This window comes from Mycobacterium kyogaense (genome assembly GCF_036946525.1).
Taxonomy (GTDB): domain Bacteria; phylum Actinomycetota; class Actinomycetes; order Mycobacteriales; family Mycobacteriaceae; genus Mycobacterium; species Mycobacterium kyogaense_A.
This window is the reverse complement of the sequence record NZ_JAQIIY010000008.1, coordinates 26,378-50,008: the sequence shown is the minus strand read 5'-3', so window position 1 is coordinate 50,008 and position 23,631 is coordinate 26,378. Positions and strand designations below refer to the sequence as shown.

Annotated in this window: 22 protein-coding genes; 9 read left to right on the top strand and 13 right to left on the bottom strand. The window is 67.9% G+C overall.

What is annotated here, in order from left to right; genetic code table 11:
* Positions 1–9: 9 nt before the first annotated feature.
* Positions 10–1,032, bottom strand: a complete 1,023-nt coding sequence (locus tag PGN37_RS06115) for an NAD-dependent epimerase/dehydratase family protein (protein WP_335330134.1) — start codon at positions 1,030–1,032, stop codon at positions 10–12.
* On the opposite strand from PGN37_RS06115, the gene PGN37_RS06110 reads away from it, so the two are divergent.
* The gene (locus tag PGN37_RS06110; protein WP_335330133.1) at positions 1,031–1,915 is read left to right on the top strand and encodes a glycosyltransferase family 2 protein; all 885 of its coding nucleotides are present in this window, start codon (positions 1,031–1,033) and stop codon (positions 1,913–1,915) included. The genes PGN37_RS06115 and PGN37_RS06110 overlap by 2 nt on opposite strands.
* A gap of 4 nt (positions 1,916–1,919) precedes the next feature.
* Here the strand turns inward: PGN37_RS06110 and PGN37_RS06105 are convergent, their stop codons facing one another.
* From PGN37_RS06105 to PGN37_RS06095, 3 genes are all read right to left on the bottom strand, one after another.
* Positions 1,920–3,092 (bottom strand): glycosyltransferase, encoded by a 1,173-nt coding sequence (locus PGN37_RS06105; protein ID WP_335330329.1) that lies wholly within the window; start codon positions 3,090–3,092, stop codon positions 1,920–1,922.
* 23 nt (positions 3,093–3,115) lie between these two features.
* A complete protein-coding gene (locus tag PGN37_RS06100; RefSeq protein ID WP_335330132.1) occupies positions 3,116–4,093 on the bottom strand; it encodes a glycosyltransferase in 978 nt (325 codons plus the stop codon).
* A 141-nt stretch (positions 4,094–4,234) separates the two neighbouring features.
* Positions 4,235–5,350, bottom strand: coding sequence for a glycosyltransferase (locus PGN37_RS06095; RefSeq protein WP_335330131.1), 1,116 nt, complete (start codon positions 5,348–5,350; stop codon positions 4,235–4,237).
* A 138-nt stretch (positions 5,351–5,488) separates the two neighbouring features.
* Between PGN37_RS06095 and PGN37_RS06090 the strand changes: the two genes are divergently transcribed.
* On the top strand, positions 5,489–6,496 hold the full coding sequence (locus PGN37_RS06090; protein WP_335330130.1) for a chemotaxis protein CheB: 1,008 nt from the start codon (positions 5,489–5,491) through the stop codon (positions 6,494–6,496).
* Positions 6,493–7,236 (top strand): STAS domain-containing protein, encoded by a 744-nt coding sequence (locus tag PGN37_RS06085; RefSeq protein WP_335330129.1) that lies wholly within the window; start codon positions 6,493–6,495, stop codon positions 7,234–7,236. Before PGN37_RS06090 ends, PGN37_RS06085 begins: the two co-directional genes overlap by 4 nt.
* Positions 7,237–7,242: 6 nt before the next feature.
* On the opposite strand, the gene katG is transcribed toward PGN37_RS06085, so the two are convergent.
* From katG to PGN37_RS06060, 5 genes are all read right to left on the bottom strand, one after another.
* The gene (gene katG, locus PGN37_RS06080; RefSeq protein ID WP_335330128.1) at positions 7,243–9,489 is read right to left on the bottom strand and encodes a catalase/peroxidase HPI; all 2,247 of its coding nucleotides are present in this window, start codon (positions 9,487–9,489) and stop codon (positions 7,243–7,245) included.
* A 33-nt stretch (positions 9,490–9,522) separates the two neighbouring features.
* Complete coding sequence (locus PGN37_RS06075) at positions 9,523–9,960, bottom strand: Fur family transcriptional regulator (protein ID WP_335330127.1); 438 nt, start codon at positions 9,958–9,960, stop codon at positions 9,523–9,525.
* A gap of 32 nt (positions 9,961–9,992) precedes the next feature.
* Positions 9,993–11,312, bottom strand: a complete 1,320-nt coding sequence (locus tag PGN37_RS06070; RefSeq protein ID WP_335330126.1) for an acyltransferase family protein — start codon at positions 11,310–11,312, stop codon at positions 9,993–9,995.
* 63 nt (positions 11,313–11,375) lie between these two features.
* On the bottom strand, positions 11,376–12,422 hold the full coding sequence (locus PGN37_RS06065) for a hypothetical protein (protein ID WP_335330125.1): 1,047 nt from the start codon (positions 12,420–12,422) through the stop codon (positions 11,376–11,378).
* A 178-nt stretch (positions 12,423–12,600) separates the two neighbouring features.
* Positions 12,601–14,853 carry an NADP-dependent isocitrate dehydrogenase gene (locus PGN37_RS06060; protein WP_335330124.1) on the bottom strand — a complete coding sequence of 751 codons (2,253 nt, stop codon included), beginning with the start codon at positions 14,851–14,853 and terminating at the stop codon, positions 12,601–12,603.
* 138 nt (positions 14,854–14,991) lie between these two features.
* Between PGN37_RS06060 and PGN37_RS06055 the strand changes: the two genes are divergently transcribed.
* Positions 14,992–15,321, top strand: coding sequence for a cupin domain-containing protein (locus tag PGN37_RS06055; RefSeq protein ID WP_335330123.1), 330 nt, complete (start codon positions 14,992–14,994; stop codon positions 15,319–15,321).
* Positions 15,322–15,324: 3 nt separating this feature from the next.
* Here PGN37_RS06055 and PGN37_RS06050 read toward each other — a convergent pair whose 3' ends face one another.
* Positions 15,325–16,725 (bottom strand): amino acid permease, encoded by a 1,401-nt coding sequence (locus PGN37_RS06050; RefSeq protein WP_442932859.1) that lies wholly within the window; start codon positions 16,723–16,725, stop codon positions 15,325–15,327.
* A 214-nt stretch (positions 16,726–16,939) separates the two neighbouring features.
* On the opposite strand from PGN37_RS06050, the gene PGN37_RS06045 reads away from it, so the two are divergent.
* On the top strand, positions 16,940–17,515 hold the full coding sequence (locus PGN37_RS06045) for a glycoside hydrolase (protein ID WP_442932869.1): 576 nt from the start codon (positions 16,940–16,942) through the stop codon (positions 17,513–17,515).
* Here PGN37_RS06045 and PGN37_RS06040 read toward each other — a convergent pair.
* Positions 17,512–19,317 carry an alkaline phosphatase family protein gene (locus PGN37_RS06040; protein WP_335330121.1) on the bottom strand — a complete coding sequence of 602 codons (1,806 nt, stop codon included), beginning with the start codon at positions 19,315–19,317 and terminating at the stop codon, positions 17,512–17,514. The genes PGN37_RS06045 and PGN37_RS06040 overlap by 4 nt on opposite strands.
* 116 nt (positions 19,318–19,433) lie before the next feature.
* Here PGN37_RS06040 and PGN37_RS06035 point away from each other — a divergent pair, with 116 nt between their 5' ends.
* Together PGN37_RS06035 and PGN37_RS06030 are read left to right on the top strand one after the other, a co-directional pair.
* Positions 19,434–20,297 carry an SDR family oxidoreductase gene (locus PGN37_RS06035; protein WP_335330120.1) on the top strand — a complete coding sequence of 288 codons (864 nt, stop codon included), beginning with the start codon at positions 19,434–19,436 and terminating at the stop codon, positions 20,295–20,297.
* Complete coding sequence (locus PGN37_RS06030) at positions 20,287–21,195, top strand: DMT family transporter (RefSeq protein ID WP_335330119.1); 909 nt, start codon at positions 20,287–20,289, stop codon at positions 21,193–21,195. The genes PGN37_RS06035 and PGN37_RS06030 overlap by 11 nt, the downstream gene beginning before the upstream one ends.
* Before the next feature lie 8 nt (positions 21,196–21,203).
* Here the strand turns inward: PGN37_RS06030 and PGN37_RS06025 are convergent, their stop codons facing one another.
* Positions 21,204–21,719 (bottom strand): helix-turn-helix transcriptional regulator, encoded by a 516-nt coding sequence (locus PGN37_RS06025; RefSeq protein WP_335330118.1) that lies wholly within the window; start codon positions 21,717–21,719, stop codon positions 21,204–21,206.
* Between PGN37_RS06025 and PGN37_RS06020 the strand changes: the two genes are divergently transcribed.
* Together PGN37_RS06020 and PGN37_RS06015 are read left to right on the top strand one after the other, a co-directional pair.
* Positions 21,709–22,068 (top strand): hypothetical protein, encoded by a 360-nt coding sequence (locus PGN37_RS06020; protein ID WP_335330117.1) that lies wholly within the window; start codon positions 21,709–21,711, stop codon positions 22,066–22,068. The two genes, PGN37_RS06025 and PGN37_RS06020, sit on opposite strands and share 11 nt — an antisense overlap.
* 214 nt (positions 22,069–22,282) lie before the next feature.
* Complete coding sequence (locus tag PGN37_RS06015; protein WP_335330116.1) at positions 22,283–23,074, top strand: bestrophin-like domain; 792 nt, start codon at positions 22,283–22,285, stop codon at positions 23,072–23,074.
* A gap of 2 nt (positions 23,075–23,076) precedes the next feature.
* Here PGN37_RS06015 and PGN37_RS06010 read toward each other — a convergent pair whose 3' ends face one another.
* Positions 23,077–23,427 carry a hypothetical protein gene (locus PGN37_RS06010; RefSeq protein WP_335330115.1) on the bottom strand — a complete coding sequence of 117 codons (351 nt, stop codon included), beginning with the start codon at positions 23,425–23,427 and terminating at the stop codon, positions 23,077–23,079.
* Positions 23,428–23,631: the final 204 nt, after the last annotated feature.

Below are 23,631 nucleotides of genomic sequence, written 5' to 3'. Positions count from 1 at the left end.
CGGCTCCTTTCACCTGGCGCCGGTGGCGGGCACGTGGGTGGTGGTGGCCGTGTCGGTCCCTGCGGAGTCGCGGAACCAGTCGACGGTCCTGGCCAGACCGTCGTGGTAGCTGACGGCCGGTGACCAGCCGAGCAGTTCACGGGCGGCGGTGATGTCGGGGCAGCGGCGCTGCGGATCGTCGGTGGCCGCCGGCCCGTGTTCGATCGGCACATCGGCGCCGGCGAGGTCACGGATGAGCTCGGCGATCCGGCGGACGGGCAACTCCACGGGATTGCCGATGTTGACGGGCCCGGTGACCTTGCTGTGTGCCAGCGCGATCAGACCGCCCACGGTGTCGTCGACGTAGCAAAGCGACCGTGTCTGAGTCCCCGCGCCGGCGACGGTGAGGGGAATTCCGGCCAAGGCCTGATGACAGAACGTGGGTACCGCTCGCCCGTCGTCGACTCGCATCCCCGGTCCGTACGTGTTGAAGATCCGGGCCACCCCGATATCTGTTCCGAGTTCGCGGTGGTGGGCGAACGCGAACGCTTCGGCATAGCGCTTGGCCTCGTCGTACACGCTGCGGGGGCCGATGGGATTGACGTTTCCCCAGTAGCTTTCGTGCTGTGGATGCTCGAGCGGGTCACCGTACACCTCGCTGGTCGACGCCAGGACCACGCGAGCGCCGGTTCGGTGGGCCAGGTCGAGGACCGTCTCGGTGCCCAGGGCCCCGGTCCGCAACGTCTGCAACGGCAGACGCAGGTAGTCGGGCGGAGAGGCCGGACACGCCAGGTGGTAGATCGTGTCGAACAACATGTGCGCCAACGTGTCCGGAAGCGACACGGTGACATCGTGGATGATCAGCCGCACTCCGGGGGGCAGATCAGCGGTGCGCGGCGCACTGGTCGACAGGTTGTCCAGACTCACCACGTCGGCGCCGTCTGCGGCCAGCCGAGCGCACAGGTGCCGACCCACGAAACCCTCGCCACCGGTGACCAGCACGCGCGGCGCAACGGTTTGGAAAGGTCCACCCGGGGTAGCACCGTCGGCCATGGTGTCGCCGCCGGATGCCCGGACCTCGTTCGTCATCGCCAGCCGCAACCGATCCGCCGAGCTGGCGGCAGTGCTCCGTCGCCTACTCGACACGACCGGCTCTCCGATCATCCTCGTGGACAATGCTTCCGATGACGACTCGGTGCAGATGGCGCGCCGACTCGCACACGCGGCCGCGGGGCGGCTCACCGTCGTCGAACTCGGCGAGAACCGGGGCGCGGTCGCACGCAATGTCGGTGTGGCGACGGCCTCGACGCCGTATGTCGCGTTCTGCGACGACGACTCGTGGTGGGACCCGACGTCGATCGGCCTGGCGGCGTCCCTGTTCGATGCGCACCCCACCGTGGCGGTGCTCGCCGCTCGCACGGTGGTGTTGCCCGACGAGCGCGAGGACCCGATCGTGGCCGACCTCGCGGCGAGCCCACTGGGGCACGATCCGGCATTGCCCGGCCCGTCGGTCCTGGGCTTTCTGGCCTGTTCGTCGATCGTGCGGGTCTCGGCCTTCGAGGCGGTCGGCGGGTTCTCGCCGATCATCCACTTCCGGGGCGAGGAAACGCTGTTGGCCTGGGACCTCGCCGCCCACGGATGGGACCTGTGCTTCTGCGACCGGCTCACGGCGTTCCACCGGCCCTCGCTGCAGCGGGGCACCACCGCCGCGCAGGACGCCCGCTCGATGCGTAACGCCTCGCTGACGACCTGGTTGCGCCGGCCACTGCGGCACTGCCTGCGCGCGCTCGCGACGTTCGTGCGGGCCGCGGCCACCGACCGGGCCCATGCCGCCGCGTTGGCCGAGGCCATGCGGGCGCTACCCGCGGTGCTGGCCGCGCGCCACCGCCTGCCGGCGGACACCGAGAGGTCCGTGCGACTGCTCGAGCGCTCGTGAGCGGTCATGACGCCGCCAGCATTGCGTAGACGGACGCGATGTCCTCGGCCACGCGCGTCCACGAGTAACACTTCTCGACGCGTGCGCGACCCGCGCGGCCGAGCTCGGCGCGGAGCGCAGCATCGGCGAGGATCGGGGTGATCGCCTCGGCGCAGCGTTGCGGATCACGCGGCGGAATCAGGCGTCCGGTGACGTCGTCGGCGACGGTGTCGAGCATGCCGCCCACAGCGCTGCACACCACCGGCACCCCGCACGCCATCGCTTCGAGGGGCACGATGCCGAACGGCTCGTACCACGGGGTGGCGGCCACCACGTCGGCCGAGCGCAGCAGCATCGGCATCTCGTCGCGGGCGATCGCCCCGTAGAGGTGCACGCGGTCGGCGACACCGCACTGCGCGGCAATCGCACTGAGTCGCTGCGCCTCGGCATCGTGGTCGAGTTCGGACTTGTCCGGGCCGCCGACGATCACCAGCTCGGCGGACGGCATCGCCGGCATCGCACGGATGACGGTCTCGAATCCCTTGCGTGGCACCAGGCGCCCCACCGACACGATGCGCTGAGCGCCGCCGCAGGTCGCGGTCGGCCCGATGTGGCTGAACTCGTGAGGATTCACCCCACAGGGCACCACGGACATCGCGGTGACATCGCGTCCCAGCCGCTGCAACTCGGCCACCTCGTCGGTGCATGTCGCGGCCACCCAGTCGACGGAGCGCGCCAGGTCGGTCTCGAGACGGATGCGGTCGTCGGGGCTGGTGTCGTCGCGGCCCTGGTGGCGCCGCTTGACCACCCCGAGCGCATGGAACGTCTGCACCACCGGTATGCGGTGCCTGCGTGCGGCCCGTACTGTCGCCAGTCCCGACATCCAGAAATGTGCATGGGCAACCTGCGGATGCCATCGGTTCCAGTCTTCCGCGAGCGCATCACCGAACTCCGGCATGTACTGCGCGAGTTGGTCCTTCGGTATCTTTTGCGCAGGCCCCGCGGTCACGTGTACGACGGTGTAGCCGAACTCCGTGTCGACGCGATCCAGTAGGTCAGCGTCGTCACGACGGGTGTAGACGACCACCTCGTGCCCCTGTGCGGCCAGCGCGGCCGACAGTTCGGCGACGGCGACGTTCTGTCCGCCCGCATCGACGCCGCCCAGCGCCGCAAGAGGACTCGCGTGTTCGGACACCATCGCGATGCGATGTCTGGTAGCGCTCACGCGCACACCTCCTCGATCAGCCGGTCCCAATCGTCGTGAAAGCGATCGAGTCCGTAATGGGTCAGGACGTGCTCGCGGGCCACCTTGCCGGCCATCGTCGCGGCCGCCGGATCCGCGAGGAAGCCGGTGAGCGCCTCCCCCAGCACCACCGGATCGGCACTGATGACGCCCGCATCGGACGGAACCACCAGAGGCGCCATCGTCGCGGCGACGGACACGACAGGCATGCCCGCGCACATCGCTTCCAACAGCGACAGTCCCAACGACGTCCACCGTGCCGTGTGCAGATACACGCGGCGACGCGCCATTTCCGACAGGACCGCCGCGCCGGAGATGTCGCCACGGCCGGTCACGGCGCCGGTACAGCGCGGATCCCTGTTCAGCTCTTCGGTTCCCATGCCCCACACGTCGATCGGCACGTACCGGCTCAGTGGGGTGAGCAGGTCCGCGCCGACCGTACGCCAGCGACGTATCGGTTCGTTGATCATCGTGGAAGCCGCGTCGACCTCGCCGGTGTACAGAGTTCCCCGGTCGGCCACACCGTGCCTGATCACCCGGGTCGGGGCGGCGCCGTTGTCCCACATCAATTCGTTGAAGTCGGTGACGTGGACGAGCGTCACATCAGTGCGGTCGGCCATCGGGTGCACGCTGTCCACGGGAGACGGCCGAGGTGCGTTGTGCTCGACGAACACCGCGGGCACCTCGACACCGAGGCGGCGACCGAGATACCGCTCCGCGAGGTCCACGTCGCGGGTCCGCTGCAGCACGACGAGATCGATGTCGTTGTCGCTCAGGGTGTTCAGTGGCACCTCGTGCGCCCGTGGCCAGTCTCGGCCGGAGAGGCCTCTCCCATCGTCGTCCCGGTGTGCGTTCACCGGGATCAGATAGCGGTGCCGTCCTGCGACGAACGACTCCGTCCACGAACCGTGCACGTGCCAGATGAGCACGGTCCGTGGTCCCTGAAGCGAAGGCATGGAGCGCCAAATACCCTTGAGATAATTCGTCAAACGGAACTTCTCCAAGAAGTTGAGATGGTCTGAAGGGCTGAACAGCATTGCGGCAGAATACAATTGACGCAGCGGCCGAGCTCTGCGTCACCTCGGCTCAGCGCCGAATCAGGCGAACACCGCGTCTCTTCGGGTGACCGCCTGGAAAATCAACTCTGCGTCGACGGCGATGCGATCCCAGCTGTAGCGCGACCGCGCCCGCGCTCGGCCCGCGAGGCCCATGCCCTCCCGGAGAACGTTCTGCGCCAGCACCGAACGCAGGGCGCGGCTGAGCGCTCGGGGATGTCCGGGCGGAACCAACAGTCCGGTCACGTCGGCGACGACGGCGTCGCGCGGCCCGCCGGTATCGACGGCCACCACAGCCGCACCACACGCCATCGCCGTGAGCGCCAGCCGGGGGTCGGGGTCGTACGGCGAGGGCAACACGGCGACGTCGGCTGAGCCCAGCCACGCGGCGACGTCGGTGTCGCCGTCAGCAGAAAGCACGTGTGTCCGCGCCCCGACGCCCGATCGACGGGCGTGGGCGAGCACCTGGTGCATCGCTTCCCCGTCGGGCGCGCCCGCTCCGAGCACGAACAGTTCCGCCGACGGCACGGCGGGCAGCGCGGCGATCAGGTGTCCGACACCACGCGGCGCCGCCAGGTCGTCGACGAGCGCGACAATGCGGTGTCGCGCCCCACCACGTTGCGCCGGCGCCGCAGTGAAGGCGTCGACGTCGATGCCGCACGGCAGCATGCCGACACGCGACCGCGGGGCGCCGAGTCGGACGATCTTGTGCATGTCGTCACTGCAGAGCGCCGTGACCATGCTGGCGTTACGTGCCAGCAGCGTCTCGATCCTGACGGCGGTCTCGGATGCGCGGTCCCGGTCGGACACCCCCGCGAACGCCTGCACTGTCGCGACCGGGCGACGGTTGGCAGCCAGCGCGGCAGCCATCCCGTACACCCACCCGTGGCTCAGCACGACGTCGGGCGGCTCCCCGGCGTATTCGTCGACCAGAAAACTGCCCATCTCACTGATCATCGGCATCGGCGCGCCGGGTTCGGCCTCCGTGACGGGCATCCTGATGATGCGGTAATCACCGGTGGCTGCGACATCCGCGGGAGACGCCGTGACGAGCCGCACGTCGTGGTCTCGGCGCGACAGCGCCCCGGCCAAGCTCTGTGCGTCGTATGATGCCGGCGCGCGTCCCGAGCCCGCGTCTGCGGCTACCACCACTTTCATACTTGTCGGAAGTCCACAAGTGACCCACTGCCAAACGCGTAGCCCCGGTCCCTTTCGTTCGGCGGATCCTTGTCTTCGTCAGGCGGATCACCCGGCGGCTTCGGGGTTGCCGGCGCCCGGTCGGGGTACGCGAACGAGATGACGATCGAGCAGGAACGTCCGCTGCGCGGCGTGGTGGCGATCGGCGGATCGGCGGGCGGTGTCGAGGCACTGTCGCAGACGGCGGCCGGATTTCCGGCCGACCTGCCGTTCGCCGTCCTGATGGCGTTGCACCTTCCGGCGCAAGCCCCCAGCGTGCTCGCCGACATCGTCAACCGGCGAACGGCACTCGAGGCGGTGGCAGCCCAGGACGGCATGTCGGTCGAGCCGGGCAGGATCTACGTCGCGGTCCCCGGCCGACATCTGCTGGCCCGTGATCATCGGATCGTGCTCTCCGAAGGGCCGACCGAGAACGGGTACCGTCCCGCGCTGAATGCGCTGTTCCGTTCTGTCGCAGTCGCTTTCGGGCCGCAGGCCGTCGGAGTCCTGGTCTCGGGCGTGCTCGACGACGGGGTGCTCGGCCTGGCCGCCATCCGCTCGCGCGGCGGCACGACGATATGCCAGGATCCCGAGGAGGCGCTGTTCCCCGCGATGCCCCGCAATGCTCTACATGCCGGCGTGGTCGATCGCATCGCGCGCGCGGCGGACATCGGCGCCCTGCTGGCCCAACTCGCGCTGCCCGGTGCCCGCACCGCGGACGCCCCTCTGGACCCGGCGCTGGAGTCGGAGAACCGCATCGCGATGTCCCACCGCTTCGACATCAGTGCCGCACACGAAACGTTCGACCAACCGGCCGGTTACACGTGTCCGGATTGCAACGGGCCGTTGCACTTCGCCAGCGCTGACCACTTCCGCTGCCATGTCGGGCATGCCTGGACGGCCGAGGCGCTGATCGGCGCCCAGGACCGTGAGTTCGAGAGGGCACTCTGGATGGCGATCCAATCGCTGATCGAGAAGCGCCGGCTCGCGCACCAGCTCGCCGAGAAGGCCACCTCGCCCGCGGTCAAGCGGCGGTACAGTGACCTGGCCGGCGCTACCGACACGGCGCTGGCGGTTCTGAGGGAGAAACTGTCGTCGGTACCCGGGGGGATGCCACCAGCCGAATGAGCGAGAGCGCGGTCGACATCAGCGTGACCCGACGACCGGGACACGCCTTGGTGACGATGGCCGGGACGCTCGACAGCTGGACCTACCGCGATGTCCGCGACAGCGTCATCAAGGCAGCACTCGACGAGCACGACGCGGTGGTCGTCGACGTCAGCGCCCTCGCGGTGCCTGCCATCACCGCGTGGGCCGCCTTCACCAGCGCTCGGTGGCACGTCAGCGTCTGGCCCGACGTCCCGGTCATCCTGGTGTCCGCCGACGCGGTGACACGCGCGACGATCCGCCGCAGCGGTGTCACGAGGCACGTGCCGCTGGTGGCGAACGAGACCGAGGCGGTCGCGGCGATCGGGGTCGGCGACTTCCGGCGGCGCGCGCGCAGAGTGCTCACCGCGTCCCCGGCCAGCGTCGGTGCGGGCCGCCACTTCGTCATGGATTGTCTGATCGCGTGGTCTCGCAACGACACGATTCTCACCGCGTCGGCTGTCGTCACCGTGCTCGTCGACAACGTGCTGACCCACACCCGCAGCCACCCCACGGTGGCCGTGGAGGCCGTCGGGGACCAGGTGACGATCGCGGTCAGCGACGGAGACCCGCGCGCCGCTGTCCGCCACGAGAGCGCAGACAGCGCCCACACCGTCTCCGGCCTCGCCGTGGTCGCGGCCCTGACCAGGGCCTGGGGCTGCATCCCCACGGCGGGCGGGAAGACGGTGTGGGCGCTCATCGGGCCGGAGAACCGGCTCTAGGGCTGCCTACTTCAGGTCGAACCGGTCGTTGTTCATCACCTTGACCCAGGCAGCGACGAAGTCCTCGACGAACTTGCCCGCGCTGTCGTCCTGGGCGTAGACCTCGGCGATGCCCCGCAGGATCGAGTTCGACCCGAACACCAGGTCGTTGCCGGTCGCGGTCCACTTGATCGCACCGGTGCCACGATCGCGGCCCTCGAAGACGTTCTCGGTGTCGGTCGACGGCTTCCACTCCGTGCCCATGTCGAGCAGGTTGGTGAAGAAGTCGTTGGTCAGCGTGCCCGGCGTGTCGGTGAACACCCCGTGCTTGCTGCCGCCGTGGTTGGCGCCGATCACGCGCAGCCCACCGATCAGAGCGGTCATCTCCGGTGCGGTGAGGTCGAGGAAGTACGCCTTGTCGATGAGCAACTTCTCGGCAGGAGTCTTGTCGCCCGGCCGCACGTAGTTGCGGAACCCGTCGGCCCGCGTCTCGAGCACCGCGAACGACTCGGCGTCGGTCTGCTCCTGCGACGCGTCGGTGCGTCCCGGGGCGAAGTGGACGTCGATCTCGAATCCACCGTCCTTGGCGGCTTTTTCGATCGCCGCCGAGCCCGCCAACACGATCACGTCGGCCAGCGAGATCTTCTTGCCGCCGCCGGCGGAGGCGTTGAAGTCCTGCTGGACCTTCTCCAGAGCGGGCAGCACCTTGTCCAGCTCGGAAGGCTCGTTGACCTCCCAGTTGCGCTGCGGCTCCAGGCGCAGCCGGGCACCGTTGGCGCCGCCGCGCTTGTCGGTGCCGCGGAAGCTGGCCGCCGCCGCCCACGCCGTCTTGACCAGGGAAGGCACCGACACACCCGACGCGAGGATCGTGCTCTTCAGCGATGCGATGTCCGACTCGTCGACCAGTTCGTGGTCGACCGCGGGCACCGGGTCCTGCCACAGCTGGGGCTCGGCCACCCACGGTCCGAGGTAGCGGCTGACCGGGCCCATGTCGCGGTGCATCAGTTTGTACCAGGCCCTGGCGAAGGCGTCGTTCATCTCTTCGGGATGGTCGAGCCAGCGCCGGGTGATCTGACCGTAGATGGGGTCGACCCGCATCGAGACGTCGGTGACGAGCATGGTGGGCTTGCGAGGCGAGCCGCCGAACGGATCCGGGATCGTGGCCTCGGCGTCCTTGGCCTCGAACTGCCAGGCACCGGCGGGGCTCTTGGTCAGCTCCCACTCGTTGCCGTAGAGGATCTCCAGGTAGCCGTTGCTCCACTGGGTGGGGGTTCCGGTCCAGACGACCTCGAGACCGCTGGTGATCGTGTCGCCGGCCTTGCCGGAACCGAACGGGCACTTCCAGCCCAGGCCCTGCTCCTCGATCGGGGCGCCCTCGGGCTCGGGGCCCATCCCGTCGTCGGGACCGGCACCGTGGGTCTTGCCCAGCGTGTGGCCGCCGACGATCAGCGCGGCGGTCTCCTCGTCGTTCATCGCCATCCGGCCGAACGTCTCACGGATGTCGTGCGCGGCGGCCAGCGGATCCGGCTTGCCTTCCGGCCCTTCGGGATTGACGTAGATCAGACCCATCGTGGTGGCGCCGAAGGGCTCGGCGAGCTGACGGTCGCCGTCGTTGGTGCCGTCGTAGCGCTTGTCGGTGCCCAGCCAGGTGTCCTCCTGGCCCCACAGCATCTCCTCGGGCTCCCAGATGTCCTCGCGGCCGAACGCGAAACCGAAGGTCTCGAAGCCGGCGGACTCCAGCGCGGCGTTGCCGGCGTAGGCGATCAGGTCGGCCCAGGAGATCTTGTTGCCGTACTTGCGCTTGATGGGCCACAGCAGGCGGCGGGCCTTGTCGAGGTTGGCGTTGTCGGGCCAGCTGTTCAACGGGGCGAACCGCTGCGCGCCCTGACCGGCGCCACCCCGCCCGTCGAAGATGCGGTAGGTGCCTGCGGCGTGCCAGCTCATCCGGATGAACAGACCGGCGTAGCTGCCGTAGTCGGCCGGCCACCAGTCCACCGAGGTGGTGACGACCTCGGCGACGTCGCGCTTGAATGCCTCGACGTCGAGCTTGGCGAATTCGGTGGCGTAGTCGAAGTCCTCCCCCAGCGGGTTGCCCTTCTCGTTCTGCTTGTGCAGCAGCGAGACGTCGACCTGCTCGGGCCACCAGTCCTTGTTCGTCAGCGGCGCATGGGCTTTGGGCTGCGGCGCGTCGATGACGGGGTTCTCCGACTCGCTGTGGCTGTGGGTCTTGGTGTCTGACTGCGGCGGGCGGGCATCGGACGTATCAGAGGACACAACATTCCCTTTCGGTGGTGGATGACGAACTGATCACGGATGTGATCGGGGCTGCGGGCTGCAGTCGGGGCACAGGCCCCAGAAGATGACTTCGGCTTCGTCGACGTCGAAGCCGAGATCGTCCGACGCGGTCAGGCACGGCGCCTCGCCTACGGCGCAGTCCACGTCGGCCACCACACCGCACGACCGGCAGACGATGTGGTGGTGGTTGTCGCCCACTCGGGCTTCGTAGCGGGCGAGATGACCGGCCGGCTGAATCCGACGCACGAGCCCGGTTGCGGTCAGGGCGTTGAGCGCGTCGTAGACCGTCTGGCGAGAGATGTCGGGTTGCCTGTCACGGGCGGCGGAGATGATGTCCTCGGTGTCAGCGTGCGGATGGTGTTCGACCGCGTGCATCACCGCCAGGCGCGGACGGGTCACCCGAAGTCCCGCTGACTTCAGCGCGTCTGCGTATTCGGGTTCGCCGGTCATCTCCTCGATCTTGGCCCGTTTTCTGGATTAGATCAAGATTTGGGGCCAACTTTTTGCGTGGAGTTTTCCGTGACGTCGCTGTGGGAGGTGACGTCCTCGGTGTTCCCCGTCCCCGCACCGATCCGCGCCGCGACCACTGCGGTGACGAACACCGCCAGCGCGGCCCATCCCGAGCCGGTGAGTCCCAGCTTGGCGGTGAACACGAGCGCGATCCCGGCCGCGCACACGAGCGCGCCGGTGATGGTCGCACGCATGCCGTGTGCGCCCACCGGCCGGTCCCACCACGGCAGCGGGCGGTGCTCCAGCGGGGAAAGCGCCACGAAGAGCGCGCCCATCACGACGGCGAACACGGCGGCACGCAGCGCCAGCAGGCCCCAGAACCCCGGCGCGTGCACGTCGTAGGCGTCCAGGCCGACGGCATTCAGCGCGAAGGCGGCCACCGCGATCGCCGGAATGTGCCACAGGTACAGCGTCATCGCGCCGCCGTTGCCCGTACTGACCACCCGCCACACCCGCCGCCCGTGCGCCCACCGCTGCAGCGCACCCGCGGCCAGGACGAAGGCGCACGCCATCCAGGTGCAGTGCAGGGCGAGCAGCAGCGTCGGCGGGGCCACGTTGGACACGCGCTCGGCACCGGTGACCACCAGCGACACGTCGTAAGGACCGACGGCCGCCAGCGCCAGTTGTGCGGCGACGGCGGCGATCCCGGTCGACGCCGCCCACCGGGCGCTGATCAACCGTCGCGCGTAACCGACGCCGATCACGATCGGGATGAGCCAGACGACGACGAAGTTGGTGACGCCCGCGGTGGGCGTGTCGAGGGCGAACCGGGCGGCATCGCCGAGCGCGGCGGCCGCGAGTAGGCCGGCCAGCACGACGGTGACGGCGCGCGCGCTGGCCATTCGGACCAGAGCAGGGACGAAGGCCAGCGTCACCAGGTACACCCCGAGGAACCACAGCAGCGCGACGCTCTCCCGGCCCAGTCGAGCGGCCGATTCGGCGCCGAGGGTGAGCTGGACGGCCAGCAAGCCCGCGGACCACACCGCCAGGTAGAAGAAGACCGGCCGGCACAGCCGCTGAGCTCGGGTGAAAAGCCATGTGCCCCAGGGGGTTCCTTCGCGGTAGCCGTAGGCGCCCGCCGCGCCGCCGGCCAGGAAGAACAGCGGCATCACCTGCACGATCCAGGTGACGGGCGCGATCGCGGGTAGCGCTCCGATGAGGTTGGCGACGTGCAGGCCGCGCTCGTCGATGGTCGCGAGCAGGAGCGCACAGTGGCCGAACATCACCACGACGAGCGCCGCGAGTCGGGCGACGTCGACGGCGCGGTCACGGGTGGGGGGCGCAACGGTCATGACGCCAGCATGCCCTCGCGCGGGGCCGCTCGGATGAGTACTTCTACCCCTGTTGGGTCACCGTCAGGGCAGCGCTTCCAGGAAGGCGCTCAAGGGACCGTTGGTTGCGGGATTGGGCGCCGAGTTCGATAGGGCACCCGGCGTGTCGGAGTTCGCCGGCGCGGACTGTGCCGGGGCAGGCGCGACGACGGCCTGCACCGGTCCGGCGGCCAGCTGCGACCCGGTGAGGTGCGGCTCGCCGGTCATCGTGCCGATCGTCTGCGGGTCACTCGGGGTGATGCCGACCGCCGCGATGCTCGCGCTGGTGGGCTGCTGGGGCTCCCGCGCAGTCGCGACCTGTGGCACCGTCGCGCTCTCCGCGGGGTAGACCGTCGCATCGGTGCTCGCCGCCACCGGGGTCGCCGCGGAGTTCGCTGCCGCAGACGATGCCGCGGGCGAATCCTCCTCGGAATCGGTCACCGCCGGCGCGTAATACGACTGAGCCGATTCGACCGGCGTGAAGGTCTCCCGAGCGGCCTCGGGGATCGACGCGGCGACCGGCGCCGCCGCCGGTGCCGCGACGGGGACGGGTGCAGGCACGGCGGGCGCCGCAGCCGGTGCTGGCGCCGGCGACGACGCCTCCACGACCGGAGCGCTCGCCGTGAATCCGCCGGTCAGCGCATAGATCCCGATGCCGGCGACGGCGATCACCCCGGCCGCTGCCGAGACGGGCAGCGGCACGCGGGAGACGAGGCGTGCCAGGGCGTTGCGGTGCTCGTCACCGTGCACATCGGCGCGGGCCGCGCCGTAGGCGAGCACCAGATGGGGGGCGATGTGGCGCGCCGTGCGGTTGCGCCCGTCGCGGGCCGCTTCCTGGGTCACCGTCTCGACGGTGTCGAAACCGAACAGCCGCAGCTTGGTGCGCAACCGGATGCCGTGCGCTCGTGCGTCGTCGTTCCACACCAGGCGCACCCCGTCGATGTCGCGCTGACTTTGCAGGGCGAACGCCTGGACGCTGCGGGCCGTGGCCCGGGCAACCTCGTTCGCCGAATCCAGCGCGACGACCTCGTCGGCCAGGACGGTGCCGTCCTTGACATCGACGAGCGCCCACACCGCACTCTTGGCGGTCAACGAAACACCCATAACCACGCGCATAGCTACCCCTGACGACGGCCGGTGATGGCCCTATATCGGCGTATCCATGTCGGATGTTACGCACACCACACCGAAATGTGGCCGAACGTGGCGAAACCGCAATGAACGGCAGCGGCGAATCTGGTGGTTTAGCTGAGCGGGCAGCCGGGTCGACTCAGCTCTGCAGTGACTCCAGGGCGTCGTTGAACGTCTTGCTGGGGCGCATCACCGCGGCGGTCTTCTCCCGGTCCGGGTAGTAGTAGCCACCGATGTCGACGGCCTCGCCCTGCACGGCGTTGAGTTCGGAGACGATGGTGTCTTCCTGCTCCGCGAGCTTCGCGGCCAGTGGGCCGAAGTGCTCGGCGAGCTCGGCGTCCTCGCTCTGGTTGGCGAGTTCCTGCGCCCAGTACATCGTCAGGTAGAACTGGCTGCCCCGGTTGTCGAGCTCACCGGTCTTGCGCGACGGGCTCTTGTTGTTGTCGAGCAGCTTGCCGATCGCGGCGTCGAGCGCTTTGCCCAGGATCGAGGCCTTCTTGTTCCCGGCTTTGGCGCCCATGTCCTCGAAGCTGGCGCCGAGTGCGAGGAATTCACCCAGCGAGTCCCAGCGGAGGTGGTTCTCTTCCACCAGCTGGTTCACGTGCTTGGGCGCCGAGCCGCCGGCGCCGGTCTCGTACAGCCCGCCTCCGGCCATCAGCGGCACGATGGACAGCATCTTCGCGCTGGTGCCGAGCTCGAGGATCGGGAACAGGTCGGTGAGGTAGTCGCGCAGGATGTTCCCGGTCGCCGAGATGGTGTCCTGACCTCGGATCAGCCGCTCCAGCGTGTACCGCATGGCCCACACCTGCGGCAGGATCGTGATCTCCAGGCCCTCGGTGTCGTGGTCGCCGAGGTACTTCTTCACCTTGGCGCGCAGCTCGTTCTCGTGCGGCCGTTCGTCGTCGAGCCAGAACACCACCGGCATGCCCGAGGCGCGGGCGCGGGTCACCGCCAGCTTGACCCAGTCCTGGATCGGGGCGTCCTTGACGATCGGCATGCGCCAGATGTCACCGGCCTCCACGTTCTGGCTGAGCAGCACCTCGCCGGTCTCGTTGTCGACGATGTCGGCGACACCGTCTTCACCGATCTCGAAGGTCTTGTCGTGGCTGCCGTACTCTTCGGCCTTCTGCGCCATCAGTCCGACGTTGGGCACGGTCCCCATCGTGGTGGGGTCGAACTGACCGTGGGTCTTACAGAAGTTGATGACCTCCTGGTACATCCGGGAGAACGTCGACTCGGGGTTGACCGCCTTGGTGTCCTTGGTGCGGCCGTCGGCGCCGTACATCTTTCCGCCGAGCCGGATCATCGCCGGCATCGAGGCGTCGACGATGACGTCGCTGGGCGAGTGGAAGTTGGAGATGCCCTTCGCCGAATCGACCATCGCGAGTTCGGGCCGGTGCTCGTGGCACTTGTGCAGATCTTCGATGATCTCCTCGCGCTGCGAGGCGGGCAGGGCCTCGATCTTGCTGTAGAGATCGGACAGACCGTTGTTGACGTTGACGCCCAGCTCGTCGAACAGTTCCTGGTGTTTGGCGAACGCGTCCTTGTAGAACACCTTGACCGCGTGACCGAACACGATCGGGTGGCTGACCTTCATCATCGTGGCCTTGACGTGCAGCGAGAACATCACGCCCGTCTTGTAGGCGTCCTCGATCTGCGCCTCGTAGAACTCGATGAGGGCTTTCTTGCTCATGAACATGCTGTCGATGACGTCGCCCTCGTCGAGCTTGACCTCGGGCTTGAGCACGACGGTCTCGCCGGCCGAGCCGTCCTTGGGGTGGGTCTTGAGCTCCATCCGAACGCTGCGCGCCTTGTCCAGCGTCATCGACTTCTCACCGTGGTAGAAGTCGCCGCCCTTCATCGTCGCGACGTGCGTCCGCGACGCCTGCGACCACTCCCCCATGCTGTGCGGATGCTTGCGGGCGTACTCCTTGACCGCCTTGGGTGCGCGGCGGTCTGAATTTCCTTCGCGCAGAACGGGATTGACCGCACTGCCGAGGATCTTGGCGTAGCGTTCCTTGACCTTTTTCTCGTCGTCGGTCTTGGGTTCGCCCGGATAGTCGGGCAGGTCGTAGCCCTTGGCCTTGAGTTCCTTGATCGCGGCCAGCAGCTGCGGCACCGAGGCGCTGATGTTCGGCAGCTTGATGATGTTGGTCTCGGCGAACTGGGTCAGTTCGCCGAGCTCGGTGAGGTTGTCGGGTACTCGCTGCTCTTCGGTGAGCTGGTCGGAGAACTCGGCGAGGATGCGCGCGGCCACCGAGATGTCGCTGGACTTGACGTCGATGTCGGCGGCGCCGGCGAAGGCACGGACCACGGGCAGGAAGGCGTAGGTCGCGAGCAGCGGCGCCTCGTCGGTCAAGGTGTAGAAAATGGTGGGCTGCTCGGCGCTCATGTAGTGGCCTCCCGGCGTTGTGGTGCGGTCAGAGATATGTCAGTTTCGGGGCGGTTGAAGCCTACCGAACCGGGGTGCCCGCCGGTCCGGTCACATCCATGGTTGACCCTCGGGCGCCGCAGGCATCCAATGGCAGCTATGCAGAAGGTGTCGATCGAGGCCTTGGCCCGCCAACAACTCGAGCGGGCGGCAGCGACCGGCCGCAACGCCGCCGACACGGTCGTGGGCGGTCACGAGCGGATTCTGCGGCAGACCGTGGTCGGGATGACGGCGGGCTCGCAGATGAGCGAGCACGAGAACCCCGGTGAGGCGACCATCTACGTGCTCAGGGGATCCGTCCGACTGGTCGTCGACGACGACGGGTGGGACGGCCGCGCCGGGGATCTGTTGCTGATACCCGAGCGCCGGCACTCCCTGCTCGCGCTGGAGGACGCGGCGATCCTTCTCACGGTCGCCAAGCGGCCCTGATCCTCAGCCGGTGCCGACCCGGTCATCGGCCGAGGCACCGTGGCGCCGGTGCACGATCACCCCGAGAGCGACGATGATGACGGCCGATACCACCGAGAGTCCGATGGCCTGCTGCTGTTTGGGATCGAACGCCATCAGGACCAGCACCGCGATGATCAGTCCGATCACCACCACGGTCAGGTACGGGAACAGCCACATCTTCACCGGCGGGCGCTCCCCGGCCGCCCGCATCTTGCGACCGAGGACGAACTGGCTCATCGCGATCACGAGGTACACGAACAGCGCGACCGCGCCGCTGGTGGCCAGCAGGTAGCCGAAGATCTTCTCGGGCAGCAGGTAGTTGCCGATGACGGCGAGGAAGCCGACCGCGGTCGAGAGCAGGACCGCCACCCAGGGTGCGCCGTTGCCGGCGATCTTGCGGACGGCCTGCGGCGCGTCGCGACGCTCACTGAGCGAGAACAGCATTCGCGACGCGGTGTAGAGCGCGGAGTTCAGGCACGACGCCACTGCGGTGAGGATGACGATGTCCATGATGAGCTTGGAACCGGGGATGCCGATCGCCTGCAGCGTGGACTGGTAGGACCCGTCGGGCAGTTCGTTGTAGGGCATCAGCGAGACGATGATGAAGATCGAGCCGATGTAGAACAGCGAGATGCGCCAGATCACGGTGCGCACGGCCTTGGTGATGCCGTGCTGGGGGTCGGGCGATTCGGCGGCCGCGATGGTGACGATCTCGGTGCCCATGAACGAGAACATCGTGATCAGCATGCCGGCGATGACGGCGCCGAACCCGTTGGGCAGGAATCCGTCGGGCTGCCACAGATTGTCGATGCCACTGACCTGCGAGTCGGGGATGAGGCCGAAGATCGCGGCCACGCCGACGCCGATGAACGCGATGATGGCGACGACCTTGATGAGTGCGAACCAGAATTCGAATTCGCCGTAGTTGCCCACACTCGCGAGGTTGGTGATGGTCAGCAGCAGCGTGACCGCCAGCGCCCAGATCCATTGCGCGCCACCGATGAGGCTGGTCAGGATGTCGGCGGCGGCGGTGGCCTCGACCGGGATCACGAGTACCCAGAACCACCAGTACAGCCAGCCGATCGAGAAGCCGGCCCAGCCGCCGAGCGCACGGTCGGCGTAGACGGAGAACGAGCCCGTGTCCGGGTTCGCGGTCGCCATCTCCCCCAGCATGCGCATGACCAGCACGACGAGGGTGCCGGCCATGATGTAGGAGAGGATGACCGCGGGGCCTGCCTCGGCGATCGCGTTTTTGGAGCCGACGAACAGACCGGCCCCGATGATCCCGGCGATGGAGATCATCGTGATGTGCCGGGATTTCAGGCTGGTTCCCAGCTTTCGCTCGGTGCCGGCTTCTGCAGATCCTGTCCTGACTTCGCTCATCGAGCACGCCTTTCGTCCGGGCCACGCGAGCCCCCGCACCGAGAACAGGAACACAGCGTGCCCAACGCTGCTTCTTTTCAAACGCGCCGTCATCCCAACATTGCCCGCGACGGCAGCACGCGGCGCTACAGTGCACCTCGTGCGCGCGAAATTGTTAGCCAACGGCCGTGGCCGGTGGCTGGCGATCGCCCTGTCGCTCGTGGTGTCGGCCGGCATGTTCTACGCGCAGGACACGGAAAAGGCTGCCACGCCGACCTCCGCGCCGCATGTCGACGCCCCGGCCGGACAGCCGTCGTCGCCGGCGGCGCCTCCACCGGACAAGGCCGAACTCCTGGCCGCCAGCGCACCCATCGACGCGCGGGTCTTCGATCTGTCGCTGCCGCGCGGCGTCGCACCCGAAGGCGGGTTACAGGTCAAGACGATCTGGGCGGCCCGCGCGATCAGCGCGATGTTCCCCGAGATCACGACGATCGGCGGGTATCGACAGGATCCGTTGAAATGGCACCCGAACGGTCTGGCGATCGACGTGATGATCCCGAATTACCACTCCGAAGAGGGCATCGCGCTGGGCAACCAGATCGCCGGTTATGCCCTGGCCAACGCCAAACGTTGGGGTGTCCTGCACGTGATCTGGCGCCAGGCCCTCTATCCCGGCATTGGCGCGCCGAGTTGGACGGCCGACTACGGGAACGAGACGGCCAACCACTTCGACCACGTGCACATCGCCACCGACGGTGGCGGCTATCCCACCGGCAAGGAGTCCTACTTCATCGGCTCGATGTCGCGTTAGACCGCGATGCTCGGTGCGCCGCACAGGAAGCTCGCCGCGGCCGGATCGTCCCCGCACACCGAGAAGAGGTCGACCAACGTCGTGGTCTCGTCGGGCTGAGGCTCGATCGCGGGCGGGGCGGGCGGCCAGAGCGGGAAGATGCTCGCACCCTCGACACCGGTGAGCTTGGCGACGATCTGCGCGGCGAGGTTGGTCGCGACGTAGACGAGGTCGCCGCCCAGCTGCACCGGGATGATCGCGATCTTGGCCACGAGGCTGACGATCGGGATGCCGAGGTCGACGAGATCCTGCAGAGCGCCGGTGAATTGGTTGGTCGCGCCGAACACGAAGTAGGGCACCGAGGTCACGATGGTGCGCAGGCCAAGTCTGAGCTGGGTCCCGATGTCGGGATAACCGTATGAGGCGATGGCGTCGAGAAGGTCGTTCCTGAGCTCACCGGCCTCGGGCAGGACGGTGCTGCCGTCCTGGTCTGTCAAAGACTCGCCGTCGGACCTCGGGGAGGCCTGTCCGCCGAACAGAGTGAGGACAGTGGGCGTGACATCGACGATCGAGTAGGTCGAGTTGATCCCGCCGGCTGTGAATCCGGCCCCGTTCGCGATCACGAATGTCGATGTCTCCGCCGGTGATTGGAATCCGTGGCCGATGCCCTTCTGCGGTTGGTGCCCGTGGTCGGTGACGACGATGATCGTCCACTCCTGGCCGCTGGCCTGGATCGCGTCGAGGATCTCGCCGATGTTGCGGTCGACGTTGGTGATGGCGGCCGCGTACTCCGGTGAGTCGCCGCCGTGCATGTGTCCGTTCTCGTCGACTCCGACGAAGTAGCTGAAGACGAAGTTGGCGACATCCGGGTCGGCGTTGGCGATGGCAGCCTCGGTGGCGTCGCCGACGCGGTCGTCGGTCTTCGACCAGTCGGTGTCGCCGGCGACCTGGGTGAAGTAGATGTTGTTGTCGACGTCGGCTGCCCCGCCGGTGCCCGCGATGCCGGCGATCACGTCCCAGTCGGAGATCGCCGTGGTCTCGATGCTGCTGTCGAACTGCTCGAGCTGGGTGAACAGGGTCGGCCATTTCGAGTAGGTCCAGGGGGTGAAGACGTTGTTGATCACGCCGGTCTTCTCACCCCACGCCCCGGTCAGGATCGACGACCACGACGGGTTGGAGATCGTCGTGTGTCCGACGATCGTCGATGCTGCCGTCGTGCCTCCCTGCATGAGGCTGAACAGGTTGGTGTTCTGCTGGTTGGCGAGGATCTTGCTGAGATTGGTCCCGTCGATGCCGATCACCAGCACGTTCGGGGTGTCGTCGGCAGCCAGGGCGCTCACCTGGGGCGCGGCGGTGGCGCGCTGCACCGTGCGTTCCTCACGCTTGGCGGCAGCGGCGGTCAGCAACGTGGTGAGCGCGAGCGGCGCTGCGGGGGGCGGATCGTTCGGGGCGTCAGCGCGCGACGACTCCTGATCTTTGGAATCTTTGGTGACCTTGACCGAGGTGCGCTCGGGGCCGTTGGTGTCGCGGTCGGCGACCCGGGCACGCCGGGCCTCCTGACGCTCGGCGCGACGGGTCGCGGCGGCCTCGCGCGCGTCGTCGCGGCGTTGCTGCGCAGCGGCCCGACGCTCGGCAGCCCGGGATGTCCCGGTCGTCGATGCCTCCGACGACGATTGCGACGACGAGGCCGAGACCGACGCCGAGGTGTCGCTGCCGGTGTCGTCGGCGTACGCCACTCCGGGGGCGGCCGTGGCCACCGCCCAACCGACGCCGAGCGTCACGGCGAGCGCGCCGACCCGTCCGATCGTGTGTGCCTGGACCATGGACTATCCCTTCGCCGACCCCCGTGGCGTGTGTTACGGCAAAATTACGCCCCCGTCAGCCGATCGCGGCGGCAATTCGCTCAGATCGTCGTCGTGTCGGCCCTAGAGTTGGCCCGATGACGAGCTCGCTGCGCCGCGCGCTCCGGCTCGCCGGCATGCGACCGCTCCCCCACTTTTCGACGCGCAATTCAATTCCCCTGCGCGACAGGCGAATTCTGCTCACAGGGGCGTCGTCGGGGATCGGAGCGGTCGCCGCGGAGAGGTTGGCGGCCCACGGGGCCACGGTGCTCGCGGTGGCGCGCCGGGCGGACCTGCTCGCCGACGTCGTCGCCCGGATCACGGCGCGGGGCGGGCACGCGGTGGCGATGCCGACCGACCTCATCGATCTCGATGCCGTCGACGCGCTGGCCGCGGACGCGGGCCCGGTGGACATCCTGATCAACAACGCAGGCAGGTCCATCCGTCGACCGCTGCTCGAATCGCTGGACCGATGGCATGACGTCGAGCGCACGATCACGCTCAACTACTACGCGCCGCTGCGGTTGATCAGGGGCATCGCACCGGGGATGGTGGCGCGCGGTGACGGCCACATCATCAACATCTCGAGCTGGCGGGTGATGCCGGAGTCCTCGCCGCTGTTCGGCGTCTACAACGCGTCGAAGGCCGCACTCAGCGCGGTCAGCCGGGTCATCGACAACGAGCTGGCCGAGGCCGGGGTCCGGTCGACGACCATTTACTACCCTCTGGTGGCAACCCCGATGATCGCCCCGACGCGGGCGTATGACTGCCTGGCCGCGTTGAGCGCCGACGAGGCTGCGGAGTGGATGGTGGAGGCCGCCCGCTGGCGCCCGGTGCGCATCGTGCCCCGAAAGATGCTCCCGTTGCGAGCGCTCGACCTCGTGTCGCCGCGCCTGCTCAACGGGGTGATGAAGCGCTCCACTCCGCAGCTCACGCCGACGGTCGGTCGCGGTGTCGGCTGACCGCAGCGGTTACCGCGCCGAAAACCTGACTGCGGGAGCACTTCTCACCACGGCGGCGTTCTTCTGTGTCGCGTTGGTGGGCGCGCTGGCCAAGGTCGCGGGGCAGCACACATCGACCGGAGTGCTGTTGCTGACGCAGAACGCGATCTGTCTGGCGGCGGTGGCGCCGGTGGCGTTGCGGCACGGCTGGGCGGCGATGCGGACCCGCAGGATCTGGTTGCATGTGTTGCGTGCCGCGGCAGGGACGGGGTGTTGGTACGCACTGTTTTTCGCGATCGGCCAGATTCCGTTGGCGAACGCGACGCTGCTGACCTACAGCGCACCGCTGTGGATGCCGCTGATCGCGTGGGCGGTCACCCGCCAACGGGTAGCAATGGCGACGTGGCTCGGGGCTGCGGTGGGCTTCGCCGGTGTGATGCTGGTGCTGCGGCCGCAGGGCCATGGGCTCAGTGTCGGGGAACTGTCGGCGTTCGCCGGTGCGGTGCTGCTCGCGGTGGCGATGATGTCGGTGCGGTGGCTGGGCGCCACGGAACCGACACTACGGATTCTCTTCTACTACTTCCTGCTGTCCACAGCGATGTCGGTGCCGATCGCGGCTGCCGACTTCGCGCCGGTCACTGTGGCAGCCTGGCCGTGGCTGATCGGCGTCGGCGTCGCACAGCTGTCGTCGCAGGCGTTGATCATTGTCGCCTACCGGTACGCCCCGGCTGAGAAGCTGGGCCCGTTCATCTACTCGGTGATCGTGTTCACCGCGTTGATCGACTGGCTGGTGTGGCACCATCGCCCGGCGCTGTCGACCTACGCGGGCATGGCGCTGGTCATCGGCGGCGGCTTGCTGGCGGTGCGCGCCAAAAGCACTGCGCCTCAGTCTCTTCTGCCTCCGCCGCCATCACCGTGAGGCCGCGGTCACCGGCGCAGCGTGGTGTGCGGGCTCTCGCCGTACTGCTCTCGGTAATACACGGCGAAGCGCCCAGAGTGCGAGAAGCCCCATCGCGCAGCCACCTCCGCGACCCGCACCGCGGACCGGTCGCCGGCGGCCAGCTCGGCGTGCGCGTGGGAGAGCCGGACGCGGCGCAGATATTCGGTCGGCGTGCAGTGGCAGTGCTTACGGAACATGTACTGCAGCGCTCGAGGCGTCACGTAGACGGCGCCGGCGATGTCGACCATCGAGATGTCGCGCTGGGCGTTGCTGTCGATGAAGGCGATCGCGCGCCGTAGCAACGCCGGTGAGCTGTCGTGCCGATCGAGCGGAGTCGGGTCGAGGTGCGCGGTGGTCGGAAAGGCGGCGAGTACGCAGGCCGCCAGGTAGTGCCGGGCGTTGCCGAGCACCAACGGGCTCTGGGCAGCGCACGGATTCGCCGCAACGGAATGCTTGATGTGCCGCAACGCGGTGATGACGTGGGAACCGGCGATGGCTGACACCGGTGTCGGTGCGGTCAATCGGACCGGTTCGGAACCGGTCACCCCCCGTCGCGACGGTGCTCAGCAATCGCCTGTCCAGGGCTATCGCGTCGCAGTGCACACCGCGGGATTCGCCGCTGAGGTACTCGTTCTCGTGCGCGCCGAACGCGACGATCTCCCCCGCCCGACACACGTCAGGCTCACCCTCGGAAGTTCGGTGCAGGATCGTGCCCGATCGGACGAGGCACAGGACGACGGCGTCGAGCGGCTCGCTGTCGAACTCGAAATCGAGGCTGAACTGGAAGTCGTCGAGTGTCATGGCGCCCAGCTCGGTGCGGTCCATGTGGATTCGAGGAGCGGCGGCACCTGACCCGGTGAAGCGCACCTTGCTGTAACTGGCACTCACCAGCTGTTCGGCTTCACCGAGATCCGTTGTATCGAGCAGGACGGTCATTGGAGGTTCCCCAGACACCCCGATATGGCGAGGGCGTCCTTGTTGAGCCACTGTCATTGTTCCCCGTGTCTCGCGAAGTATTCAAGGCGGTCCGTTTAGAGTCAGCAGCAATCGGAGCCGAGGGGGCAGCGTGAGTCAGTGGCTGGTGACCCATGTGCCGTCGTGGTTGTTGCTGATCCTGATCGTGGCCGCGACGGCGGGATTCGCCGTCGGTGTCCAGACGCTGGTGCGGCGCCGCTTCCCCGGCGCGCGGGACGACGAGCACAACGACGTGACGAAGTTCGCGTTCGGCGTCGTCGGGTTCGTGTTCGCGTTCTTCATCGGATTCGTCGTCTCGGCCATGTGGGGTCAGATCAGCCATGCGGACTCGGTGGTGCGCACCGAAGGGGCGGCGGGCGCCCAGCTGGCGCGTGACTCCGGTGTGTTCGACGAGCCGGACCGCGACCGCATACGTGAGAGCCTGCTGGCCTACGAGCGGGCCGCACTGACGGAGTGGGACGAATCGAACGCCGGACGCTTCTACCCCGAGGCGGACCAGGCGTTGAATCGGCTCTATGCGTCGTATGAGGGTGTGACCGCCCGGACTGATGCGCAAAAGACGTTGTTGTCAACGTCGTTCAGCAATCTCAACGACATGAGCAAGAACCGCACGGAACGGGTGCTGCAGGCACGCACCGATACCGGTCCACCCTGGTCGCTGTGGGCGGTCATCTTCGTCACCAGTGGCCTGCTGCTCGGGTGCGCGATCATCTACGGAGTCGAGAAGCCCGCCAACCACTACGCCATGGTGGCGATCATCGGCACGCTCGTCGGGGCACAGCTCTTCCTCGTGGTCGAACTGTCGCACCCGTACTTCGGTGCCGTCTCCACCGTCTCGGACCCGTTACAACAGGTCGTCGACATCCTCGAGAGCCAGCGGTAGCGCTATTGGGTGGGGAGGAACGGGCCCGTGTACTGAGGTGGCGGCGTCGGATCGGAGATCCCACCGTAGCTGCTGACCTTCGGGTAGGTCCCTGTCAGGTCGTGCGGGTCATCACCGCCCACCGGAACCATGTTCGCAACAATCGTCTGCGGCTTGATGTCGCTCTTGGCGCCGCCGCCGCTGGACGGGCAGCTGACCGGAGCGCCACCGTCACTCTGCACGTCCATCTCTTGTCCGCTGCAGCTGACAGCGTGGCGCACCGGATTGGCGCCGATGTTGCCTCCCGCGTGGGCGATTCCCGATGTGGCCAACGCCAGGGCTGCCGTCAACAGCGCTATCAATCCACGCATCATCGTGAAGTCCTTTGACAGCGAACGTCTTCGGCAAGCGCTTGACGTCCGTTCGGATACCGCAGACTGCGACGTTGCAGAAACTCGTGGCGGTGATGAGGATTCACTCGATGAAACGCGCTGCGCGAGATGACGTAAAGGGTTCGCGGCAGGTCTGCAGGAGATTGCTTGCCCGCCGCAAGGATTCGCTCAGTGGGTGAATACTTG

Bases quoted from the DNA above. Each gene is read 5' to 3' on its own strand.
- PGN37_RS06085 (WP_335330129.1), top strand. From the start codon at position 6,493: ATGAGCGAGAGCGCGGTCGACATCAGCGTGACCCGACGACCGGGACAC.
- PGN37_RS06055 (WP_335330123.1), top strand. From the start codon at position 14,992: ATGCAGAAGGTGTCGATCGAGGCCTTGGCCCGCCAACAACTCGAGCGG.
- PGN37_RS06095 (WP_335330131.1), bottom strand. From the start codon at position 5,350: ATGAAAGTGGTGGTAGCCGCAGACGCGGGCTCGGGACGCGCGCCGGCA.
- PGN37_RS06115 (WP_335330134.1), bottom strand. From the start codon at position 1,032: ATGGCCGACGGTGCTACCCCGGGTGGACCTTTCCAAACCGTTGCGCCG.
- PGN37_RS06100 (WP_335330132.1), bottom strand. From the start codon at position 4,093: ATGCCTTCGCTTCAGGGACCACGGACCGTGCTCATCTGGCACGTGCAC.
- PGN37_RS06020 (WP_335330117.1), top strand. From the start codon at position 21,709: ATGGCTGACACCGGTGTCGGTGCGGTCAATCGGACCGGTTCGGAACCG.
- PGN37_RS06070 (WP_335330126.1), bottom strand. From the start codon at position 11,312: ATGACCGTTGCGCCCCCCACCCGTGACCGCGCCGTCGACGTCGCCCGA.
- PGN37_RS06090 (WP_335330130.1), top strand. From the start codon at position 5,489: ATGACGATCGAGCAGGAACGTCCGCTGCGCGGCGTGGTGGCGATCGGC.
- PGN37_RS06010 (WP_335330115.1), bottom strand. From the start codon at position 23,427: ATGATGCGTGGATTGATAGCGCTGTTGACGGCAGCCCTGGCGTTGGCC.
- PGN37_RS06075 (WP_335330127.1), bottom strand. From the start codon at position 9,960: ATGACCGGCGAACCCGAATACGCAGACGCGCTGAAGTCAGCGGGACTT.
- PGN37_RS06045 (WP_442932869.1), top strand. From the start codon at position 16,940: ATGTTCTACGCGCAGGACACGGAAAAGGCTGCCACGCCGACCTCCGCG.
- PGN37_RS06060 (WP_335330124.1), bottom strand. From the start codon at position 14,853: ATGAGCGCCGAGCAGCCCACCATTTTCTACACCTTGACCGACGAGGCG.
- PGN37_RS06040 (WP_335330121.1), bottom strand. From the start codon at position 19,317: ATGGTCCAGGCACACACGATCGGACGGGTCGGCGCGCTCGCCGTGACG.
- PGN37_RS06050 (WP_442932859.1), bottom strand. From the start codon at position 16,725: ATGAGCGAAGTCAGGACAGGATCTGCAGAAGCCGGCACCGAGCGAAAG.
- PGN37_RS06035 (WP_335330120.1), top strand. From the start codon at position 19,434: ATGACGAGCTCGCTGCGCCGCGCGCTCCGGCTCGCCGGCATGCGACCG.
- PGN37_RS06110 (WP_335330133.1), top strand. From the start codon at position 1,031: ATGGTGTCGCCGCCGGATGCCCGGACCTCGTTCGTCATCGCCAGCCGC.
- PGN37_RS06105 (WP_335330329.1), bottom strand. From the start codon at position 3,092: ATGGTGTCCGAACACGCGAGTCCTCTTGCGGCGCTGGGCGGCGTCGAT.